Consider the following 21,488-nt stretch of genomic DNA (forward strand, 5'->3'; position numbering starts at 1 on the left):
GCGACCTGCGGTTTTACTTAAAAGGCGCACGTCAATTGCGTAAAACTCACATCCTCTCAACAGGAGTTTTCCACAACTCGAATGCATAAAGCGTGTCAAAAACCCTGTTTTTGCACCCGCTCTATGCAAAAAAGGCGCCTGTGCAACCATTGTTCGCACAGGCGCCTTGAGCAGGCATTTTATGCAGTTATACCTATCGAGTCGCAAGGGGTCCTTGCACAAGTCGCCTTACTCGTCCAGCGCGGCGAAGGCCTGCTTCAGATCCCAAATGATATCCTCGGCGTTCTCGGTACCGATGGAAAGACGGATCGTAGAGGGCGTGATGTTCTGCTCGGCGAGTTCCTCGGCAGAGAGCTGGGAGTGCGTGGTGGTAGCCGGGTGCACGACGAGCGACTTGACGTCGGCCACGTTGGCGAGCAGCGAGAAGACCTGCAGATGGTCGATGAACTTCCAAGCTGCCTCCTGGCCACCCTTAATCTCAAAGGTAAAGATCGAGGCACCGCCGTTGGGGAAGTACTTCTGATAGAGCTCGTGATCGGGGTGCTCAGACAGGATCGGGTGGTTCACCTTGGCGACATGGCTATCACCAGCCAGGAACTCAACGACCTTCTTGGTGTTCTCGACATGACGGTCAACGCGCAGCGACAGAGTCTCGGTGCCCTGGAGCAGGACCCAGGCGTTGAACGGGCTGATGCAGGCGCCCTCGTCACGCAGCAGGATGGCGCGGACATAGGTTGCGAAGGCGGCGGGACCGGCAGCCTCGGCAAACGAGACGCCATGGTAGGAGGGGTTGGGCTCGGCGATCTGCTCATACTTGCCGCTCGCCTTCCAATCGAAGTTACCGCCGTCGACGATCACACCGCCCAGCGAGGTGCCGTGGCCGCCGATAAACTTGGTTGCGGAGTGGACGACGATGTTGGCACCATGCTCCAGCGGACGGAACAGATACGGGGTGCCGAAGGTGTTGTCGACGACAACCGGTAAACCGTGCTTCTTGGCGATCTCGGAGATGGCGTCGATATTGGGGATGTCAGAATTGGGGTTGCCGAGCGTCTCGAGGTAGATGACCGTGGTGTTGTTCTTGATGGCGCCCTCGACCTCGTCCAGGTTGTGGGCATCGACGAAGGTGGTCTCGACGCCAAACTGGGAGAGCGTATGCTCCAGCAGGTTGTAGGAGCCACCGTAGATGGTCTTCTGAGCCACCACGTGGTCACCGGCCTGGGCAAGAGCCTGCAGGGTATAGGTGATGGCAGCAGCACCGGAGGCGACGGCAAGACCTGCCACACCACCCTCGAGTGCGGCGATACGGTCCTCGAAGACGCCCTGGGTGGAGTTGGTCAGACGGCCGTAGATGTTACCGGCGTCGGCAAGACCAAAGCGATCGGCGGCGTGCTGGGAGTTGCGGAACACATAGCTCGTGGTCTGGTAGATAGGCACGGCGCGGGAGTCGGATGCGGGATCGGCGCTCTCCTGGCCAACGTGAAGCTGCAGGGTATCGAAACCAAAGGTGTGCTCGGGGTTGTTGATGAACTGGCTCATGATGATCTCCTTGATCGAACAAAAGTTAATAAATTAGAGAGAAGTAAGTCGCTGTCTCCTGATCACGCCGACGGGCGCAAACAGGAGCCCGGCATTCGTCTTGGTAAGCATTTCATATGCGGGCCTCCTTTCGCATCCCGGTTCCGTGGTCGGTTTAATTACCTACCGCCTTTGTGTGTTTTGAATAGTACGAGCATTGTTTCGCTCGGTCAATCACTTAAAAGCGCTAACCTGTTATCGGTTTTGTAGATAACGCTCGAAAGGACGGCGCCGATGACCCTCCAGCAGCTTCGTTTTCTGATCGCCGTGGCAGAGTCCGGCTCAATCAACGCCGCAGCTCAGCGCCTCTATACTGCTCAGTCCAACATCTCAAACGCCGTCAAAAGCCTGGAACAGGAGCTCCATCTGGAGATCTTTACGCGCTCCAGCCGCGGCGTCACGCTCACCAACGACGGCACCGAGCTTTTGGGCTATGCGCGTCAAGTCGTAGAGCAGGCCGATATGCTCGAGGCGCGCTACGAGGACGGCGGCACCCCGCAAGCCCGCCTCGCCATTTCCGCCCAGCACTACGCCTTTTCGGTCGAGGCCTTTGTCAACGTGGTCGAGCGCTGCCGCGACAGCAAGTTCGAGTTCATCATGCGCGAGACCACCACATCGCAGATCATCGATGACGTCCGCGCGTTTCGCAGCGATATCGGCATTCTGTATCTGGATGACTTTAACGCCCGCGTTCTGCAGAAGGCCTTCGCCGATGCCCGCGCAAGCTTCCATCCCCTCTTCGACGCGACGGTCCACGTCTTCGTTAGCGAGCGCCACCCGCTCGCACGCCGCCCTCAGCTGTCCCTTGCCGACCTTACACCCTATACGCGCTACAGCTTTGAGCAAGGCACCTCGAACTCCTTCTATTACGCCGAGGAACCTTTTAGCTATATCCCTTGCGACCGCAACATACGAATCTCGGACCGCGGAACACTTACTAACTTACTTATCACGTCGAACGGTTACACCCTGTCGACCGGTGTCCTCTCCAATGAAATGCAATGGGGTATGGCATCGATCCCGTTAGCAGACGCCCCAACGATGCACGTAGGCTATATCATGCACAACGAGCGCAAGCCCTCTTCCCTCTTGCAGCAATACCTCGACGAGCTCAACCGTATCATCCAAGAAAACCAGCCATCAGAGGACGGGGTAGATATGGTAGATTGCTAGCCCTCGGCGAACGCGGCGCTACAATGGTCACTCACGCGAAACGTATCCAACGAAAGGAAGCCCGTGAAGGTCATCATCTATACCGACGGCTCGGCCCGATCAAATCCGGGACGCGGCGGCTACGGCGCCGTGCTCAAATACACCAACCCCGCCGGCAAGACCTTCACCTCCGAGCTTTCGCGCGGCTACGCCAAGACCACCAACAACCGCATGGAGCTCATGGCGGTCATCGTGGCGCTCGAGGCACTTAACCGCCCCTGCGAGGTCGAGGTCCATTCCGATTCGCAGTACGTCGTCAACGCTTTCAATAAACACTGGATCGACGGCTGGAAAAAGCGCGGGTGGAAAACTGCCAACAAGCAGCCCGTCAAGAACCGCGACCTGTGGGAGCGCCTGCTTGCCGCCAAAAGCAAGCATAAGGTGGAGTTCATCTGGGTTAAGGGGCATGCCGGCCACGAGCTCAACGAGCGCTGCGATGAGCTCGCCACCACGGCGGCCGACGGCAGCAACCTCGATATCGACACCGGCTTTAACGAGAGCGACCTGTAATAGCGTTTTCGCGCAGCTTTATATCCCCACGCGCTACACTCATCCTGTAGACCAAACAACGCAAGGGGGACGTATGCTGCGCATCGCGACCATCGGCACATCCATGATTACCGACGACTTTATCCAGGTCGTCAACGCCAACGACCAAGCCGCGTTTGTGGGCACGCTCTCGCGCGATGCCAATCGCGGTGCTGCCTTTACCGCCGAGCGCGGTGGCGAGCGTAACTTCACCGCACTTGACGATCTCGCGTCCGCCGCCGACGTCGACGCCGTCTATATCGGCAGCCCTAACGCACTTCACTACGAGCAGGCCCTTGCCTGCATCGCCGGTGGCAAGCACGTCATCGTCGAGAAACCCTTCTGCGCCACCGAAGCGCAGGCGCTGGAAGTCTTCCGCGCTGCCGAGGCAGCAGGTGTCGTGGCCCTCGAGGCCATGCGTCCCCTCCACGATCACGCCTTCCACGCCATCGAGGACGCCCTGGGCGAGATCGCCCCCATCCGCCGTGCCTCATTGCGCTTTGGCAAGTATTCCTCGCGCTACAACGAGATTCTCGCGGGACGCGCCACCAATATCTTCGACTGCAATATGGCATCGGGTTCCCTCATGGACATTGGCGTCTACGCCGTCGAGCCCATGGTCGAGATTTTCGGCATGCCCTCCGGCCTTACGAGCATGACTACTCTGCTCGACCCCACCACGCGACAGCTCACGCACGGCCCCATCGACGGCTGCGGTTCCATCCTCGCCAGCTATGGCGGAGGCCGCATCTCCGTCGAGCTCGCGCACTCCAAAATTACGAATGACCTACTGCCCTCGCAGATCGAAGGCGAGCGTGGCACTATCCAGATTGACCATCTGTCAACGCCCCGCAACGTCCGCATCGACTATCGCGGCGACGTCGTACGCGGCTCGGCGACCGAGGCGCCGCGCGAACAGGGCGACAACGGCCGCGTGCTCGACCTGCCCAAATCGAGCAACACTATGGAATACGAACTCACAGACTTTATCACCGCCATCGGCGGTATCGATAACGTTAAGGAAGAGATTTGGGAGACCCCGGCGGGACGCCACGAGCTCGGACACTACCGCGATGTCACGCTCGTCTCACTGCGCATCATGGATGCCGTACGCCAGCAGGCCGGCATTACCTTCCCGGCCGACGCAGACAAGCAGGCCTAGCGATGAGCTTCTTCGATACGTTCTTCTCCAGCGTCGCCGGCGGCAGCCGCGAACCCCAAAAGCTCTCTGGCGTCGAGCTCGAGCTGCGCCGCAGGCTCACCGTGCTCGCAAGCGACGAGGCCACTCAAGACGCCCCGCAACGCTATTTCCTGCGGTGGGAGGGGCAAGTCCAGGGCGTCGGTTTCCGCTTCACCAACACCAACCTCGCACAGGCGCGCTCCCTCACCGGCTGGGTGCGCAATATGGAAGACGGCTCGGTTGAGATGGAGTTACAGGGCACGCCGGCAAACATCGTGTCTCTGCTCGAGGCGCTTCATGCCTCCTATGAGCGCATGGGGACACGTTTTCGCCTTGTAGACGCTCAAGCTCGCACCCCGCTTGCCAACGAGGATGGTTTTAGCCCTCGCTATTAGTATTGTGTTCTAAATAAGGTATCATTTGCTTCATGCCGTTTACAGAAAAGAGGCGAGGCGCATGGCGGTGCAAAGAAGGAATACCAGGCAGCGAAAGCTGGTTCTTGACGCTGTGCGCCAAAGCTATAACCATCCCACCGCCGACGAAATCTACAATGTCGTACGCGAACAGGATGACAAGATCAGCCGCGGCACGGTCTACCGCAACCTCAATCTCTTAGCCGACGCCGGCGAGATTCTCTCTATTAAGACGCCGGGCGGCAGCCGCTTCGATCGCACCATCGAGCCGCACGCACATATCATCTGCACCTCGTGCAGCCGCGTCATCGACGTGCCGCTCCCCTTCGATGCCCAGCTCGACGCCAGGGCATCCGAACAAATCGGATGGAGCGTCAGCTCGCACTACACCATCTTTGAGGGACTCTGCCCCGACTGCCGGTAGCCTTTGGGGCATGCCTGCAAATCTACTTTCCCATCCGTTACAGCAAACAGTACATTTCTAGGCATGTCCCGAAAACCTACTCGGCGAGCAGGCGGCGCAGTTCTTCTTCGACCGTGTGCACGTAACGGACGCGATCGTTGATACCGCGCATGGTGGGGTTGCAGCTCTCCATCAGATAGGGATGGCCCACGACGTTGAGCATGTCGCGATCGTTCTCATTGTCGCCAAATGCCATCATCTCATCGGGCGAAATCCCCAGGATACGACCGTAATCGGCAAGCGCGGAGCCCTTGCCCGAACCGAAACCGATAAGGTCCGTCCATGCGGTTCCTGACGTCATCACATCGACACGGTCGCCAAAGAGGCGCTCGAAATACTCCCGGGCCGCCGGATAATCCACCTCGGGCGTCTGGAAGCCAATCTTAATGACGTCCTCGTCGATGTCCTCGGGACGGTCGACCACCGCCACATCGCAGTGGACCACATAGCGCAAATGGTCGACGAACGCATCGTTGCCGCTCATGGTGTAGATGTGCCCCTCACACGAAAGGGTCATGTCGGTATGGGGATACGCAACCACGGTATTCGCAATAACCATAGCAAGGCTACGCTCCATGGAACGCTTGACGACGGCACGCCCCTCGCTCATCACCAGGGTTCCGTTTTCGCATACATAGGCGAGCTCATCGGCCACCGGGGCAAACAGGTAGCGCAAGCTCGCATATTGACGGCCACTCGCCGGCATAAACACGATACCACGACGATGCAGCTCATCGATAAGCTCAAAGGCCTCGGAACGCAGCTCGCGCTCCCCCGGATGCAGCAACGTGCCGTCCAAATCGCATGCAATCAGTTTGATTCCCTCAAGACCCATATGCTTCCCCCAAAGCCTAATATCAACAGCAAGACGGACCTTGATCGGTCGCCCCTCAAAGCCCGTCTTGCGCATACGCGCGCTTAGCCGCGCGCCTTTTTTACGATGGTAAAGTCGGGAGCCATGCTCACGACGACCTCCGCCGCACTCGACGCAAAGCGCCGGTCCGCATCGAGTTCACGGGTAACCAGCGAGAGCCGAACACCCTCGACACCCCGGAGCATGCGGCCCAAAACAGGCTGCACCGGCGTATACATGCGCACAGTATGCTCGTCCGAGTCGCCCCGGAAGAGCGGCGCATGCATGTTGCCGATCTCCCAGCACGAATGCGCGAGCGCAATCGGGTCCATGCGGTCAACTTCGACCAAATAAACCTCGGCGCTGCGCAAGCGCACGACAACCGCCACGGGCACCATGCCCGAACGGTCAATGGCGAGCACGTCGCCGTCGGCAAGACGACCGCCGTCGGCAGTATCCAGCCGAACATCGACCGTGCGCCCCAGCTCCGTCACGCCCACAAACGCGTATACATCAGCCTGGTCCCAATCGAGCAGTAGCTCGTCAACTTCAAAGACGCCGCCCAACTTCCGGCGAAGCAGAAGTTCATAGGACGGATCGTTGAGATTTCCCAAGCATGTCGTCGAAACCAAGCGCTCAGGCATGCTCTAACCCTCGACCTCGACGAGCTCGATATCAAAGTTGAGGTCCTTGCCGGCAAGCTCGTGGTTGGCATCGAGCGTCACAGCCTCGGGCGTTACGTCGATGACGACGGCGGGGACAGGCATGCCGCTCGGCGTGGACAGGAAGAGCTTCATGCCCTTCTCGATCTGCTCGATGTTGGGAACCTGCTCGGCCGGGAAGGTAATAACCATCTCGGGATTGTGCTCGCCGTAGGCATCGGCAGCAGGAATGTGCACGGTCTTCTTCTCGCCCACCTGCATGTCGACAACAGCGGCGTCGAAGCCCTTGATCATCTGACCGGCGCCGCAGGTGAACTCCAGCGGCTCGCCGCGATCGTAGGAGCTATCGAACTGCGTGCCGTCATCGAGCGTGCCGCGATAATGGGTCTTGACCTTCTTGCCCTGGTTGGACATGGTAACCTCCGTGATAAGGGCGGCGCACAACGCGGGCCGCCGTGAACATATGGCGCTAACTATACCCTAGTCATACAATTCAATGACAGTTTGCAAAGAAACGCTGCAACCGGAGGAACCATGGCATATCCCGTATTTGACCTACACTGCGACACCGCCGACCGAATCGGCTGGGCCACGCTCGATCTCGACCTGCGCTTTACCGCCGGCACCGACGGTTATTTCCCCGGCGACGAAACGCATCCGCAAGATTTCGACCTCATCGAGGGTAACGCCTGCGCCATCTCGCTCGCGAAGATCGGCAACACGCCGTGGGCACAGTGCTTCGCCACGTTTGTCCCCGACGAGATTCCCACCGCCCACGCCGCGCGCTTCCAGGCGCAGATCATGGCGCACATGAGCGGCCAGGCAATGCTCAACCACGACCGCATGGTCAACGTACGCAGCGCGGCAGACATTCGCCCTGCGCTCAAAGATGGCAAGGTCGCCTGCATCCACACCATCGAAAACGCCACGTTCTTTGCCGAGGACCCCGCGCTGATCGAGGTGCTCAAGAGCTTGGGCGTACTCATGTCATCACTCAGCTGGAACGCGCAGGGACCGCTCGCGAGCGGCCACGACACCCACGCCGGCCTCACCGCCGCCGGCATCGAGGCGCTTACGCAGATGGAGCACGCCGGCATGGTGCTCGACGTCTCCCACCTCAACGATGAGTGCTTTGACGAGGTTGTCGCCCACGCCACGCGCCCCTTCGTCGCCAGCCACTCCAACTCCCGCGCAGTTTGCGGCGTTAAGCGCAACCTTACCGACGACCAGTTCCGCACCATTCGCGACATGGGTGGCATCGTCGGCCTCAACTACTGCAGCGAGTTCCTATCCAACGACGCAACCGACAAGACAGCCGCAGACGTCACCTTCGACCAGCTGGCGGCACATATCGAGCACTGGCTTGACCTGGGTGGCGAAAATGTCATCGCGCTCGGCGGCGACTGGGACGGTGCCGCGGTGCCCGCTTTCCTCTCCGACGCCAGCAAGATGCCCGAGTTCCAGAACATGCTCTCCAAGCACTTTGGCAAGACTGTGATGCAGAAGCTCTGCAGCGACAACGCGCTTGCCTTCTTTGAGCGTTATTAATTTCACATCCCTTGAGCGGGCCGGCATGCCGAACGGTCGACATGCCGGCCCGTCCCCAATCTGAAGGACCGCTTTTGACGCAGCAGTTTACGATTTCCGTACCCCGACCGGATGGGACGCCCATCCCCGTCGTCGTTACCAAAAAGTGCGTCAAGAACTTCAACCTACGCGTCACATCGAGCGGTGAGGTCCACGCCAGCGCGCCGCTCGGCGCCAGCCGCGAGCGTATCGAAGCGTTTGTGAAGCGCAACAGCGCCTGGATTATCAGCCGGCTTGCCCAGCGCGAGCAACGTCAGGCGACGGCACGAGAGCCGCTCAGCCCCTCGTCCATCATTGCGCTTTGGGGCAAGCCCATCACGGTACAGGACGCACTCGATCACAACTTTGCATCACCCGCACCGCGGCCCAAGCAGGCCACCTTCGCAAGTTTTATGGGTGCCGACGAGCCAGACGAACGTCCGCAGGCCAAGTGGAATGCGACCCTCGACGGCTTAACGCCCAGTGAGATCCAAGCCCATATTGACCAGCTCTATACGTCCGAAGTCACATCGGCGCTGCGCGATATGGTACGCGCGTACGAAATCGCAATGGATGTCGCCGTTTCCCGCGTTTCCGTGCGCAGCATGAAAACGCGCTGGGGATCATGCACGCCCAAAACCGGCGCCATTCGCATCGCACGAGAACTTGCCGCCTACCCCGTCGAGTGTCTCGGCATGGTTGTCGCCCACGAGCTCGTCCACCTGCTCGAGCCAAGCCACAATCAGCGGTTTCACGCCCTGCTCGACACGTACTGTCCCAACAATAGAGCTCTATCGCAGCGGCTCAAGCAGCCGCCCATAGAGACGTATTAGAACCGGTTAGCGCACGCGCTCGATCTCGACGCCGCAGCTTGCCAGGGGAAGACCGACGGGAGCCCAAGGCTTATCGAGCTTAACACGCACGCCAAGCAGCAAGGGGTAACGACGCAGCAGCATCTGGGCCACACCCTCGGCTGCCGCCTCGATGAGTTTAAACGTATGCTCGCGCAGATAGCCATCGACATCGTGGCACACCGAGCCGTAGTCAATCGAAGCGTCCAGGTTATCGTGCTCCCCCGCTGCACGCAGGTCGGCATAGAGCACCAAGGACACGATGAACTTCTGGCCCAGCGCATTCTCTTCGGGATACACGCCGTGGTTGGCAAAGACCTCGAGACCGTCGATAGTAATGCGGTCAGCATGGCGCAGATCGTCATAACTCACGTGGGGCACCGCCGTTGCGGTGGATATATCGCCCCTTCCACGGCGGGCGAGCTCGGCGCCTTCAGTCTTGGTTGCATTCTCGGGCAGTTTCTTGTTGCTCATCGCGATCGTCTCCTTCGTTTAGAACCCCGACCGCGTAAACTAACTACACGCGAATCGACAGGTTCTTTTTATCATCGCTCCAGTTGCAAGCATTGCGCGCGGGGCATGCAAAGCAGGCGCGCGACGCTTTGTCGGCTGCATAGAGCAGACGCTCAAGCGGTTGGCTGTTCACACGCAGCTTTCGATGGCCCAGAATGGCCGTCTTAATGGCTGCGGCATCGGCCGGCTCAAACGCCACATCATCGGGCATGCCGCCGAGAATCGCATCAGCGACGCGTTCGCTTGCAACATCATGGGATATACCCGATTCATACTGTTCATCTTTGCCGATATCGTGAAGAAGTGCCGTGGCGTAGATGACCTCACGGTCAAATTCGAGCTGTTCCTCGAGATTCTTGATCCACATAATGCGAGCGACATCGAGAAGATGGTCAATACCGTGGCGGCAGAAGATGCGCCCCGATTCCAACTGTGCAATGTTGCCCAGGTGCCGCCGGAACAGACCGTTGGCACAGATGTAATCAATGCGAGGCATGGCATCAAAAGGGGCCAGGCCCGAAGCCATGAAGCCGCGACGCGGCGTCCCCCCATCGGTCTTCGATGTAAAGTCATTGACGACCCTCATGCTAACGGCCCAGCATCCTAAAGAACCGCTCCTCGAGCGACGGATCGGTCTCAAAGACGCCGCGGCGAGCGAGCGTCACGGTCTTGGTGCCAGGCTTTTGCACGCCGCGCATGGTCATGCACATATGCTCAGCCTCCATGAGCACAATCGCTCCCTGGGGAGCGAGATACTCCATGAGGGCATCGGCAACCTGTGCGCACAGCTGCTCCTGCAGCTGCAGACGACGGGCGTAGCCCTCAACCGTGCGGGCAAGCTTAGAGAGCCCTGCGACACGGCCGTTGGGGATATAACCAATGGCGGCCTTGCCATAAAACGGCAGCAGATGATGTTCGCACAGCGAGTAGAACGTGATGTCGCGCTCGATAACCAAATCGTTCGAAGCGACGGCAAAGGTTTTGGACAGGTGCCCCTCGGCACTCTGGTCCATACCGCCGGCGATCTCACCATACATACGGGCAACGCGCGCCGGGGTCTCCAGCAGGCCCTCACGAGTTGGGTCCTCGCCTATGCCCTCAAGCAACAGCTTAATGGCGGCCTCGACTTTTTCCTGATCGATCATCTGGGCCTCACTTTTCCGATTTTGCGTTCGCGCTATGGTACCACGCCCTTTGGCATCGGCCACAAGCTACATAGTATGGGTCGAATAGACTGGATCGTCCCGCCAAAGTTCAACCGCATCACAAAGCGCAACACCCTCGCGCTCAGCACGGTCGCGCGTAGCGTTCATATCGATCACACGCTGGTTACTCGAGCCCCTAAAGCGCAATGAGATATCGTACAGATCCTGAACGAACGGGCCGTCCACCAACATGTCGAGGCAGGCCAGGATACGGTTCGTCGCCTCGGTATGATGACGGCCACCCGGCATAAGCTCCTCGAGCACGTCGCCGGTAAAGCACCAAATGGTCTTGCCCGACCCCGCGGGATAGGCCGCACGCACGCGTTCGATAAAGTCAACAAGCCCCGCCTGATTCTCGGGCTCCATAGGCTCGCCGCCCAGAATCGTCAGGCCATCGATAAAGGGATGGTCGAGACTCTCGATAATCTTGTCCTCGACGGCACGATCGAACGGCTCACCCGCAGCAAAGTCCCACGCGACAGAGTTAAAGCAATTCTTGCACCCACGACGGCACCCGCTCACAAACAGAGAAGTACGAACGCCTTCTCCATCAGCAATGTCGAAATACTTAATGTTCGCGTAGTTCATAGGTAACCTTTCTGGGGGTCTGGAGTATATCATCCCGTCCTCAAACAGCTTCGCTCGCTGCGCTCGCTGCAGAACTGCGGGCGGGACGATATACTCCAGACCCCTCGCGAGCGATACTCGGTGAACGAAGCGAACATCGAGTATAGGGTTCGAGGTCTAATAAATACTGAGTTGCAGCTCAACCAACTTCGCAAGCAAAGCGCTGTTGCAAGTCAACTCAATTCCACTAAGAACTTCGAGGAGTGAGCAGGCCTCATGCTGCATCTCAGCTACGTCAACTTGGCCGCCCCGTAGCGAGGCCCCGGACCTTTGCTCGATATGAGTTCCGCACGAACAGGAGGCGCCAGTGGCGCCTCCGTCGTGAGCCAGGACTGTCCGAAATAGCGAGCAAAGGTCCGGGGCCTCGCTACGGGGCGGCCTGGGATGGTTATTAGAGATGCAGCACGCGGTCGCGGATCTCCTCGGTTCGACCCTGGTTCCAGAACTGGGTACCGATGTAGCCGCACGTACGACGGGCGACGTTCATCTTCTCCTGGTCACGATTGCCACAGTTGGGGCACTCCCACACCAGCTTGCCGTCATCCTCGACAATCTTGATCTCACCGTCGTAGCCGCACACCTGGCAGTAATCGCTCTTGGTGTTGAGCTCGGCGTACATGATGTTGTCGTAGATGTACTGCATCACGCGGATGACAGCCTTGAGGTTGTCCTGCATGTTGGGAACCTCGACGTAGGAGATGGCACCGCCCGGCGAAAGCTGCTGGAACATACCCTCGAATTTGAGCTTGTCGAATGCGTCGATCTCCTCGGACACGTGGACGTGGTAGCTGTTGGTGATGTAGCCCTTGTCCGTCACGCCCGGGATGATGCCAAAACGACGCTGCAGGCACTTGGCGAACTTGTAGGTCGTCGACTCAAGCGGGGTACCGTACAGCGAGAAGTCAATATCGCTTTCGGCCTTCCACTCCACGCACTTGTCGTTCATGCGCTGCATGACGGCCATGGCAAAGGGCGTGCCCTCCTTCTCGGTGTGGCTGTGGCCCGTCATGTACTTGACGCACTCATACAGGCCGGCATAACCCAGACTAATGGTGGAGTAACCGCCCACGAGCAGCTTGTCGATCGTCTCGCCCTTCTTCAGGCGGGCGAGGGCACCGTACTGCCAAAGAATCGGCGCGGCATCCGAAAGCGTACCCATCAGACGCTCATGACGGCACAGCAGGGCGCGGTGGCATAGCTCAAGGCGCTCGTCGAAGATCTTCCAGAACTTGTCCATGTCCTGATGCGAGCTCAGCGCGACATCAGGCAGGTTAATGGTCACAACGCCCTGGTTAAAGCGGCCATAGTACTTAGGCTTGGTCGGGTCATAGTTCAGCGCGTTGGCGACATTGTTAAAGCCGTTGCCCGAACGGTCGGGCGTCAGGAAGCTGCGGCAGCCCATGCAGGTATAGCAGTCGCCGTTGCCCGCGGTCTCGCCCTTCGACAGCTTGAGCTCGCGCATCTTCTTCTCGGAGATGTAGTCGGGCACCATGCGCTTGGCGGTGCACTTAGCGGCCAGCTGGGTCAGGTAGAAGTACGGGGAATTCTCGTGAACGTTATCGTCCTCGAGCACATAGATGAGCTTGGGGAATGCCGGGGTAATCCATACGCCGGCCTCGTTCTTAACGCCCTCGTAGCGCTGGCGAAGCGTCTCCTCCACGATCATGGCAAGGTCGTGCTTCTCCTGAGGCGTACGGGCCTCGTTAAGATACATAAAGACCGTCACGAACGGCGCCTGGCCGTTGGTGGTCATAAGAGTTACGACCTGATACTGAATCGTCTGAACGCCGCGACGGATCTCGTCACGCAGGCGGTCCTCAACAACCTCGCGGACCTTTTCGGGAGATGCGGAAACGCCGAGCTCCTCGAGCTCGCGGGCGACCTCGCCGCGAATCTTCTGACGGCTCACCTCAACAAACGGAGCAAGATGGGTCAGCGAAATCGACTGGCCGCCGTACTGGGAGGAAGCAACCTGAGCGATAATCTGCGTCGCGATGTTGCAGGCGGTCGAGAAGCTGTGCGGCTTCTCGATCAGCGTGCCCGAGATAACGGTGCCGTTCTGGAGCATGTCCTCCAGGTTCACCAGGTCGCAGTTGTGCATGTGCTGAGCAAAGTAATCCGAATCATGGAAGTGGATCAGGCCCTCATTATGGGCGTCCACGATCTCCTGGGGCAGCAGCACGCGCTGGGTCAGGTCCTTGGAAATCTCGCCGGCCATATAGTCGCGCTGAACGGAGTTGACGGTCGGGTTCTTGTTGGAGTTCTCCTGCTTGACCTCTTCGTTATTGCACTCAATCAACGACAGGATCTTGTCATCGGTCGTGTTCTTCTGGCGCTTCAGGCTCTGAACATAGCGATAGATGATGTAGTGGCGGGCAACCTCGTAGCAGTCGAGACGCATGATCTCGTCCTCGACCAAATCCTGGATCTCCTCGACCGAAACGGTGTGGCCCGCGTTCTCGCATGCCTCGGCGACGTTTTGCGCCGCATAAACCACCTGGCGGTCGGTTAGACGAGAGCTCTCCTCGACCTCCAAGTTGGCGGCGCGGATGGCATTGACGATCTTATCGATGTCAAAGACAACCTCGGTGCCGCTGCGCTTGATGATCTTCATCCTCTTGCCTCTTTCGCGTCGTAGCCTCATTGCGCTTCAGAGCCAAACGATGCCCGGCAGGGCTTGCCCCTGTCTTGCGGCGCCGTCGCGCAATCTGTGTTCTCGATAAACCATAAGCCTCCATGCGGACATTCCCTAGAGCCAATCAAGCGGCTCAAGGACACGTTCGAAAGAGGCAGTTAAGGTCTTCGTTCTCTGTCCGCCATCTATCATACGACAAAGACACATCTATATCCTGTATTCTTTTTTTAGTTCAAACACAACATATAGTGTTTCAGCAGGTCAAAGCAATTGGTCATTTTCCAGACGCATTAATTATGAGGGGTTCTTGGCAAGTCGGTAAAACGTTACCAACACGGCTACCTGCATGGCAGTTATAAAACCCCCTTAGTCAAGCCGCTGACAAATCCTACCAAAACCAAGCCGCTCACGCCAAAAGAATCCAAAAGATTATGCTTGACCAACATGTTGCGGTCACGATCGGCCAGGACGTATGCAATCTGCCGGCACCTCTACGGGATGCGAAGACCATCGCGTACAGACCTTGGATCAATATTTGGTGGCTTATTTGGCGGCGTGCTTGGTGGCAAAACAAAACAGCCCAGAGGACATAGCCTCTGGGCTGCGAACATTTGGTGGGCGTTAGAAGATTTGAACTTCTGACCTCTTCCGTGTCAGGGAAGCGCTCTCCCCCTGAGCTAAACGCCCAAATGGAGCGGACAACGGGGCTCGAACCCGCGACCCCAACCTTGGCAAGAACTTTTTTTGAAAAGTTTTGCAACGCCCTCGCGAACCTCGCGAAGACATCAGCCGCCACGGAAGGTGTAGGCAAACGCAGGCTCGCAGCGAGATGCCCCTACATCTCACCGAGCATGATCCAGGCAGAGCTGTCCTGCGCGAGCCTGCCGTCTGCAAGCGGTGATGAGGTGAGCAGGACCCTGCCCGCCGGCAGCTCCACGGGTGCTGCACCGAAGTTCGTCACACACGCCCAGCCGTTATCGCGGCGATAGGCGATGACGCCGCCCTCAGCGCCCTCGGCACCATCCGCAAGACCGGTGCGCCCGTCAAGATCGAGCCACGCAAGATCGTTGGCGCACCCGCGCAGCTTGCGCCGCAGCCAGAGGGCGTCACGATAGAGCGCAAGCATCGATGTCGGGTCCACTTCTTCCCTATCGGCAGCATAATCGGAAAACCATGCAGGCTGCGGCAGATGGGGCGCCGCATCGGCGTCTGCCGGCGAAAACCCAAACGATCCGCCATGCGCGGGATCGTCCGCCGCCACCCACGGCAGGGGCACACGACAGCCGTCGCGCCCCTTCTCACGCTTCGGTCCGTGCGTATTGGTCGCAGTAGGGTCTTCGAGTGCAGCCCACGGGATATCAGCCACCTCAAAAAGGCCGAGCTCCTCACCCTGATACACGTATGCCGAGCCCGGAAGCGCCAGCTCAAGCAAAAGGGCCGCCCGCGCGCGGCGCTCGCCGAGTTCACGGTCCTCGTCATAAGACGACCCGTCGCGCAAGAGCCAGTCGAGCGCAATCTGGTGGTAGCGCGTCGCCTTGATTTGCGGCAGGGCATAGCGTGTCGCCACGCGCGGCACGTCGTGGTTGGAGAGTACCCAGGTCGAGGCGGAATCGGATTCGACGGCTGCCTTCAAGCCCTTCTCGATTGCAGTGTGCATGTCATCATAGGTCCAAGTGGCCTTGGCAAACTCAAAGTTGAATGTCTGGCCAAGCTCGCTGGGACGCGCGTAGAGATACTGGCGCTCGGGCAGCACCCACGCCTCGGCAACGGCACTGCGCGGCGGATTATAGCGGTCGAACACGCGGCGCCACTCGCGATAGATCTCGTGGACCTCATTGCGGTCCCACAGCGGATGGGTGCCGTCGTCAACCATGTCATCGCCCTCGGCGAGATGCCACCGGTCGAGGTCATCGCGGTCGAGATCCTTGGCGAGACCCTGCGCCACATCAATGCGAAAGCCGTCGACGCCTCGATCGCTCCAAAACGCCAGGACGTCGCAAAAGAGCGCGTGAACCTCAGGGCATGACCAGTCAAAGTCCGGCTGCTCGGGCGTAAACATGTGCAGATACCACTGACCGTCCGCAACACGCGTCCATGCGGGGCCGCCAAAGTTGGCATTCCAATTGGTGGGAGGCAGCTCGCCATGCTCGCCGCGACCATCGCGGAAGATATAACGGGCGCGTTCGGGCGATCCGGGGCCGGCGGCAAGAGCGGCTTTGAACCAGGGGTGCTGGTTGGATGAATGGTTGGGCACGATGTCGACGATGACCTTGATGCCGCGCGCGTGAGCCGCAGCGATCATGTCATCGAAGTCGTCAAGCGAGCCGAGACGTGGGTCGACATCGCAGTAGTCCGCCACATCATAGCCGCCATCGACAAGAGGCGAAGGGTAAAACGGGCTCAGCCAGATGGCCTCGATACCCAGTCGCTCAAGATAGTCCATCTGCTGGGTAATGCCCGCGATATCGCCCAGACCCGAACCAGTCGAATCCTTAAACGAGCGCGGGTAGATCTGATAGATCGCGGCATCGGACATCCATGAGCGCGAAGAAGACTTTTCTGTAGCCATGGGGCGTATCTCCCTTGCAACGAGGTTATGCGAGATGCCCACGATGATACGCCCAAAGCGGACATTCGCGACAAACAACGCCACAGCCACGCCCCAAAACGCTCGCTCCCTCTCGGGTTCAAGCCACCTGGGACGAATCGACCGATTAATGAAAAGAACGGAAGACCCACTTTCCCGGCCACGACAGCGAGCGGGCTCCGGGTGCCCCAGGTTGCCGCGAAAGAGGAGGGAAGCGTACTTTATGTACGCGACCGACGATTGAGGGGCAAGATGGGGTGCCCGGGGCCCGCGCAGCGTCAACAAAAAACGCGGTTCGTTAGAACCGCGTAAGATAGTTGGAGCGGACAACGGGGCTCGAACCCGCGACCCCAACCTTGGCAAGGTTGTGCTCTACCAACTGAGCCATGTCCGCATATGTAAAACAAAACGGGCGCCGGAGCGCCCGGATGTTGCCTGGAGGCGAAGCCCGGATTCGAACCGGGGGTAAAGGCTTTGCAGGCCTCTGCCTTACCACTTGGCCACTTCGCCGAAAAAGGACCGCCTAAACGGTCCGGAAATGCAATGGAGCGGACAACGGGGCTCGAACCCGCGACCCCAACCTTGGCAAGGTTGTGCTCTACCAACTGAGCCATGTCCGCTTGCGGGTTATTAATTTACGCGAGTTGTCCAAAAGACGCAAGTACTTTTTTCAAAAAACTTGTCTGCCGCATGTTCTTAGTAGCCAAACGCGCTAAAGCGATTGGCTAGGCACACGATTCCAGCGCTCCGCTAAACAGCTTCACCATCTGCACGCGCGTGCCGGCGCCGTCCGTACGACGAGCAACCTCCACGTTATCGACGAGCATACGCATAAGCTTGATACCACGGCCGCGTTCCTCAGATGCAACCGGCTCGCTCGTTTCATCGATAGAATAGCCGGCACCTCGATCAAGCACCTCAACCACAACGCGATCGCCATAGGCCTGAACCGTCAGGACGCACCCGATACCGCCCGCATGGTCATAGGCATTACCCAGCGCCTCCCCCGACGCCAATGCGACATCGTAGCGCTCGTCACGGCGCAACGGAAGCGATTCAAGGAGTTCAGCGATGCGATGTCGGTAGTATGGAAGATTCTCGATACCCTGACGGACCTCGACACTCTTACTCCAGCGAGGCAGCTCCCCCACCGGAATGGCGGGAATAGACTCCCGTGCCGGCCCCGCGACATGAAGGATATCGACAAGACGAGCAATCTCCAAAAAGCGAACAACTTCACCTGATGCATTGACGAGCGAAAGCAGGCCTTCTCGCCTCATGAGCTCACGAGCGCGCGTAAGCAGGAATGCCAAGCCCGTCGAATCGATAAAGCTAACAGCCTGACAGTTGATGACGACGCGACGCACGCCGCGGCCAATCAGAGCATCCAACCGCCGACGCAGCGCAGGCACCGTGGCGATGTCGATATCGCCTGGTGGCGTCAAAACCGCTATGTCATTCCACTCATTCATACGACCATGGTTCCCCAAAAAAGCCCACTCAATGCATTCGTTTCCCCAACCGTACGGATTCAGCCCGCCCAGCGTCGTCTATGAACGACCCCGTAAAAACTCAAGGGACACCAATGCAATGTCATCGTCCAGCGCCGATTCGGTAAATCGGTCAAGCTCGCCCAAGACCTTGCCGCAGATTCCCGATACGCCCTCCCCCGAAACAGAAAGCAGAAGATCGCGCAAACGCTGCTCGCCAAAGAACGCTCCGGTGCGGTCGCGGGCCTCAATCGTTCCATCCGTATACATGAAGAGCATGTCACCAGGAGCGAACGTAAACACGCCTGTCTCGTACACCATGCTCTCAAAGGCACCGATTACGCCCGATTGGCATCCAAGTAGCTCGACCTCTCCCCCACGGGCCTCGCCGCCACCCAGCGGCATCGACTCTGGCCTGATGACCATGGTCGGAGGATGGCCCGCCGAACAATACGTTGCGCGTCCGGCTTTAAGGTCAATCTTGGCGATAAAGGCCGTCACGAACGTCTCGACCCTCGAGAAGCCCATGAGCATGCTGTTAAGGGAGCGTGCCATGCGGGCCGGTCCAGCGCCCTCCCAGGCATATGCCGTCAGGGCCGTCTTGACGAGCGCGGACATCGATGCAGCCTCAATGCCTTTGCCAGACACATCGCCCAGAATCATGACGGCGCAGTCGTCGGGAAGACGGATGAGCGTATAGAAATCGCCGCCGACCAACGCCGAGTTCGTGGCCGACAGGTACACCGAATCGGTTGCGATACCCGGAACATCCCCCAGGGAATTTCTCATGCCGATCTGAAGGGTCTGAGCGATATGGCGCTCCTCGCGCTTTTGAGATTCGCCTTCGTAGATAAGCTCAAAGTCATGCGCTAAGTGCACCAAGTAGTCATATTCAAGGTCATCAATCGGCTCTTGGCTACCATCACGAAGCAGCAGCGCGCGCGTCGTCGGGCTCTTCGCAACAGAAGCAGGAACAATCGCGTCGTTACTGTGTTTGCCATCACCCTCAGAGCGCGGGCGCCCCGCCTCGATGCCGGAGTCGACGTAGAGACCTTGACAAGGCAGACCATGCGCCCTAAGCCAACCTCCCATAGGCATCGATTCGTCAACGCGAGTTATACGGACGTGTTTAAGGTCCTCGGCACTCGTGCCGCCCAAAACAGATGCCTCAAAGCCATCAGGGCCAGCCCCCAGACGTGCCGCTGGCGCCGTCGTGGAAAAGAAAAGCTTCTCGGGATCGTCCGGCAAAGCAACGCGACTGCCGCCTTCAAAATCTATGACGTAGGAATCCAGACTGGCGTCATACTCAACAGGGCAAAAATGGCAGTTAAGCATATTGCAGATCTCGGACGATACCGCCTGGGTAGCCGCGGCGGAATCGTCTAGAAAGGTAAACAACTCATCACGCAAGACATTGAGCGAGCGGCCAAGCTCGGCCGTGCGACGGGAGCGAAGGCTCGATGCCATGCCGACCAGCTGGATAGACAGGTAATCGCAAATGACCTCGAGCACATTAACGTCATAGGCGAGCGGTGCCTGAGGGCGTTTCCAACCAACTTCCAGCACGCCAAGAATCTGCGTACCGTAAAAAACGGGAAGACAGATCTCGCTGCGGTACGGAGGCATATCCTGCATGCGCAACAGGTGCTTAGAACGATTGTCCAAGTCCATAAACATACCGGAGGCGGCCTTATCACCCTCAAGGTCCTGTTGAATCGACAAGCGACAGGCACGCGACTCACGAAGAACATACGTCGGAATGCCAGCGCCATACGGCAAAAACTCAGGCAGGTAGCTGTCGTACAGCTCCTTGGAAACACCGCGAAGTTTAAAACCGCCGCTCTCAGAAAAATAGATAGCGGCACCCGAAGCATCGAGCGTTCCGACAAGCTGGTTCAAAACAGCATCAAGTAGGCTGGGTAACTCATCGGAGCCCACAGTGCTCATAATGACCGAGAGCGTGCCAGAGAGGCGCTTGTTCGCCACTCTAAGCTCCGATAACGCACGCTTGAGCTGACGGTCGTGCGAATACTGTTCTTCGATGCTATGGAGCGCCACCAGGACACGTGGCGCGCGGCGCCCAAAGATGCGTGGAGGCGTTACGGAGCCCGCACGAACCAAGACGGGGATAAAGGAGCCGTCACTCAGCTTGAGCATCAGTTCGTTCTCGGAGCCATCAGTTTCAAATGGCAGACGATGTTCCGTCGCACGTTCAAAAGCGGACGAGTACAGGACGTCTTTAACATCTCCACCGATGACGTCGGCGCGTTCCTCGCACATCAAACCAAGTAAGCGATTATTCACATGCAGAATGGTTCCGTCGAGCTCACAGATGATGACAGCATCGCTCGTGATCTCGACTAGTTGGGCAACGTCTGCCCACTCGTTGCGTTCAAGCGTTTCCATCGTGGACCCCACCGTCTATCGGTAACAAAAAAGCCTCCGAAGAGGCTTCTCAAATGCGATGGTGTCGGAGGCGGGACTTGAACCCGCATGACCAAAAAGCGGTCACTAGCACCTCAAGCTAGCGCGTCTGCCAATTCCGCCACTCCGACATGCTATGTTGTTGATTCGCAGTTCGTTTCGTTGGACCCGCGCGTTCAACGAGGAAGATAATAACCTATGATTCGAGAACTGTGCAAGCACTTTTTTCAAAAAAGTTTACGAATTTGTAAATGCGCAGGTAGATCCGTGTGTCCGGCCCCGAATCGGTGTTGCCTCCCGGCGCGTCCTCGGGCATGAGCGATATTTTGCTGCGCACTTCGTGCTGCAAAATATCGCTCCCCCTGCGGAATGCGCCGGGAGGCAACACCGATTCGGGGCCTGCAAATACGTACTTCAGGCACAGTTCTCAAACATGTTCTGGGAGCTGATATAAATTTAGTGGCTCGGCTTTGCCTAGCCCTTATATAAGGAGGCCGGAGCTAAAGCTCCGGCCTCGCTATCTTTCCTATTAGATTAAGTGAGCGATCAAGGAATCGCACCCCTCCCTGCCGCGTTGCCGCAGGGCCCGTGCTGGACTTAGTTTTCAGAACATTCCGCAGACCAGGAAACCCCCTTATCCGCAGCTCCGAAGGAGCAGGATAAGGGGGTTTCCATGGTCGAGGACGTTCTGAAAACTAAGT

Annotated in this window: 19 protein-coding genes and 5 tRNA genes; 7 read left to right on the forward strand and 17 right to left on the reverse strand. The window is 58.5% G+C overall.

What is annotated here, in order from left to right; genetic code table 11:
• Positions 1-228 precede the first annotated feature (228 nt).
• Positions 229-1,539, reverse strand: a complete 1,311-nt coding sequence (locus ARB25_RS06945) for an O-acetylhomoserine aminocarboxypropyltransferase/cysteine synthase family protein (RefSeq protein ID WP_055286902.1) — start codon at positions 1,537-1,539, stop codon at positions 229-231.
• A 273-nt stretch (positions 1,540-1,812) separates the two neighbouring features.
• On the opposite strand from ARB25_RS06945, the gene ARB25_RS06950 reads away from it, so the two are divergent.
• The 5 genes from ARB25_RS06950 to ARB25_RS06970 all read left to right on the forward strand — a co-directional run bounded on the left by ARB25_RS06950 (position 1,813) and on the right by ARB25_RS06970 (position 5,335).
• Positions 1,813-2,751 carry a LysR family transcriptional regulator gene (locus ARB25_RS06950; protein ID WP_055286904.1) on the forward strand — a complete coding sequence of 313 codons (939 nt, stop codon included), beginning with the start codon at positions 1,813-1,815 and terminating at the stop codon, positions 2,749-2,751.
• 63 nt (positions 2,752-2,814) lie between these two features.
• Complete coding sequence (gene rnhA / locus ARB25_RS06955; protein WP_055286906.1) at positions 2,815-3,300, forward strand: ribonuclease HI; 486 nt, start codon at positions 2,815-2,817, stop codon at positions 3,298-3,300.
• Positions 3,301-3,373: 73 nt separating this feature from the next.
• A complete protein-coding gene (locus ARB25_RS06960; protein ID WP_055286908.1) occupies positions 3,374-4,480 on the forward strand; it encodes a Gfo/Idh/MocA family protein in 1,107 nt (368 codons plus the stop codon).
• A 2-nt stretch (positions 4,481-4,482) separates the two neighbouring features.
• Complete coding sequence (locus ARB25_RS06965; RefSeq protein ID WP_055286910.1) at positions 4,483-4,893, forward strand: acylphosphatase; 411 nt, start codon at positions 4,483-4,485, stop codon at positions 4,891-4,893.
• Between the two features lie 61 nt (positions 4,894-4,954).
• Positions 4,955-5,335 (forward strand): Fur family transcriptional regulator, encoded by a 381-nt coding sequence (locus ARB25_RS06970; RefSeq protein WP_172676337.1) that lies wholly within the window; start codon positions 4,955-4,957, stop codon positions 5,333-5,335.
• Positions 5,336-5,411: 76 nt separating this feature from the next.
• On the opposite strand, the gene ARB25_RS06975 is transcribed toward ARB25_RS06970, so the two are convergent.
• The 3 genes from ARB25_RS06975 to ARB25_RS06985 form a co-directional block, all read right to left on the reverse strand.
• A complete protein-coding gene (locus ARB25_RS06975) occupies positions 5,412-6,209 on the reverse strand; it encodes an HAD-IIB family hydrolase (protein ID WP_172676338.1) in 798 nt (265 codons plus the stop codon).
• Positions 6,210-6,292: 83 nt separating this feature from the next.
• Positions 6,293-6,871, reverse strand: a complete 579-nt coding sequence (locus ARB25_RS06980; protein ID WP_055286914.1) for an urease accessory protein UreE — start codon at positions 6,869-6,871, stop codon at positions 6,293-6,295.
• Between the two features lie 3 nt (positions 6,872-6,874).
• Positions 6,875-7,303, reverse strand: a complete 429-nt coding sequence (locus ARB25_RS06985) for an FKBP-type peptidyl-prolyl cis-trans isomerase (RefSeq protein WP_055286916.1) — start codon at positions 7,301-7,303, stop codon at positions 6,875-6,877.
• Between the two features lie 120 nt (positions 7,304-7,423).
• Between ARB25_RS06985 and ARB25_RS06990 the strand changes: the two genes are divergently transcribed.
• Both ARB25_RS06990 and ARB25_RS06995 read left to right on the forward strand, forming a co-directional pair.
• Positions 7,424-8,437 (forward strand): dipeptidase, encoded by a 1,014-nt coding sequence (locus ARB25_RS06990; protein ID WP_055286917.1) that lies wholly within the window; start codon positions 7,424-7,426, stop codon positions 8,435-8,437.
• A 74-nt stretch (positions 8,438-8,511) separates the two neighbouring features.
• A complete protein-coding gene (locus ARB25_RS06995; RefSeq protein ID WP_172676339.1) occupies positions 8,512-9,288 on the forward strand; it encodes a M48 family metallopeptidase in 777 nt (258 codons plus the stop codon).
• A 6-nt stretch (positions 9,289-9,294) separates the two neighbouring features.
• On the opposite strand, the gene folB is transcribed toward ARB25_RS06995, so the two are convergent.
• From folB to ARB25_RS07060, 13 genes are all read right to left on the reverse strand, one after another.
• Positions 9,295-9,780: a dihydroneopterin aldolase gene (folB, locus tag ARB25_RS07000; RefSeq protein ID WP_055286920.1), complete on the reverse strand. Its 486-nt coding sequence runs from the start codon at positions 9,778-9,780 to the stop codon at positions 9,295-9,297.
• A 43-nt stretch (positions 9,781-9,823) separates the two neighbouring features.
• Positions 9,824-10,405, reverse strand: coding sequence for an HD domain-containing protein (locus ARB25_RS07005; RefSeq protein WP_172676340.1), 582 nt, complete (start codon positions 10,403-10,405; stop codon positions 9,824-9,826).
• Position 10,406: 1 nt separating this feature from the next.
• Positions 10,407-10,964 carry a GTP cyclohydrolase I FolE gene (gene folE, locus ARB25_RS07010; RefSeq protein WP_055286922.1) on the reverse strand — a complete coding sequence of 186 codons (558 nt, stop codon included), beginning with the start codon at positions 10,962-10,964 and terminating at the stop codon, positions 10,407-10,409.
• Positions 10,965-11,030: 66 nt separating this feature from the next.
• Entirely contained in the window at positions 11,031-11,612 is a 582-nt protein-coding gene (gene nrdG / locus ARB25_RS07015; protein WP_055286924.1) for an anaerobic ribonucleoside-triphosphate reductase activating protein, read from the reverse strand.
• Positions 11,613-12,042: 430 nt separating this feature from the next.
• A complete protein-coding gene (gene nrdD / locus ARB25_RS07020; RefSeq protein WP_055286926.1) occupies positions 12,043-14,265 on the reverse strand; it encodes an anaerobic ribonucleoside-triphosphate reductase in 2,223 nt (740 codons plus the stop codon).
• 633 nt (positions 14,266-14,898) lie between these two features.
• Positions 14,899-14,973 (reverse strand) — tRNA-Val (locus ARB25_RS07025).
• Positions 14,974-15,121: 148 nt separating this feature from the next.
• Positions 15,122-16,855, reverse strand: a complete 1,734-nt coding sequence (locus ARB25_RS07030) for a glycoside hydrolase family 13 protein (RefSeq protein WP_138112044.1) — start codon at positions 16,853-16,855, stop codon at positions 15,122-15,124.
• Positions 16,856-17,191: 336 nt separating this feature from the next.
• Positions 17,192-17,267: transfer RNA gene (locus tag ARB25_RS07035), tRNA-Gly, on the reverse strand.
• A 42-nt stretch (positions 17,268-17,309) separates the two neighbouring features.
• A tRNA-Cys gene (locus tag ARB25_RS07040) sits at positions 17,310-17,383 on the reverse strand.
• A gap of 34 nt (positions 17,384-17,417) precedes the next feature.
• Positions 17,418-17,493, reverse strand: a tRNA-Gly gene (locus ARB25_RS07045).
• 105 nt (positions 17,494-17,598) lie between these two features.
• Positions 17,599-18,345, reverse strand: coding sequence for an anti-sigma factor antagonist (locus ARB25_RS07050; protein ID WP_055286928.1), 747 nt, complete (start codon positions 18,343-18,345; stop codon positions 17,599-17,601).
• Between the two features lie 78 nt (positions 18,346-18,423).
• Positions 18,424-20,769, reverse strand: coding sequence for a GAF domain-containing SpoIIE family protein phosphatase (locus ARB25_RS07055; protein WP_055286930.1), 2,346 nt, complete (start codon positions 20,767-20,769; stop codon positions 18,424-18,426).
• A 59-nt stretch (positions 20,770-20,828) separates the two neighbouring features.
• A tRNA-Leu gene (locus tag ARB25_RS07060) sits at positions 20,829-20,918 on the reverse strand.
• Positions 20,919-21,488 lie beyond the last annotated feature (570 nt).

The organism is Collinsella aerofaciens, assembly GCF_001405375.1.
GTDB lineage: Bacteria > Actinomycetota > Coriobacteriia > Coriobacteriales > Coriobacteriaceae > Collinsella > Collinsella aerofaciens_F.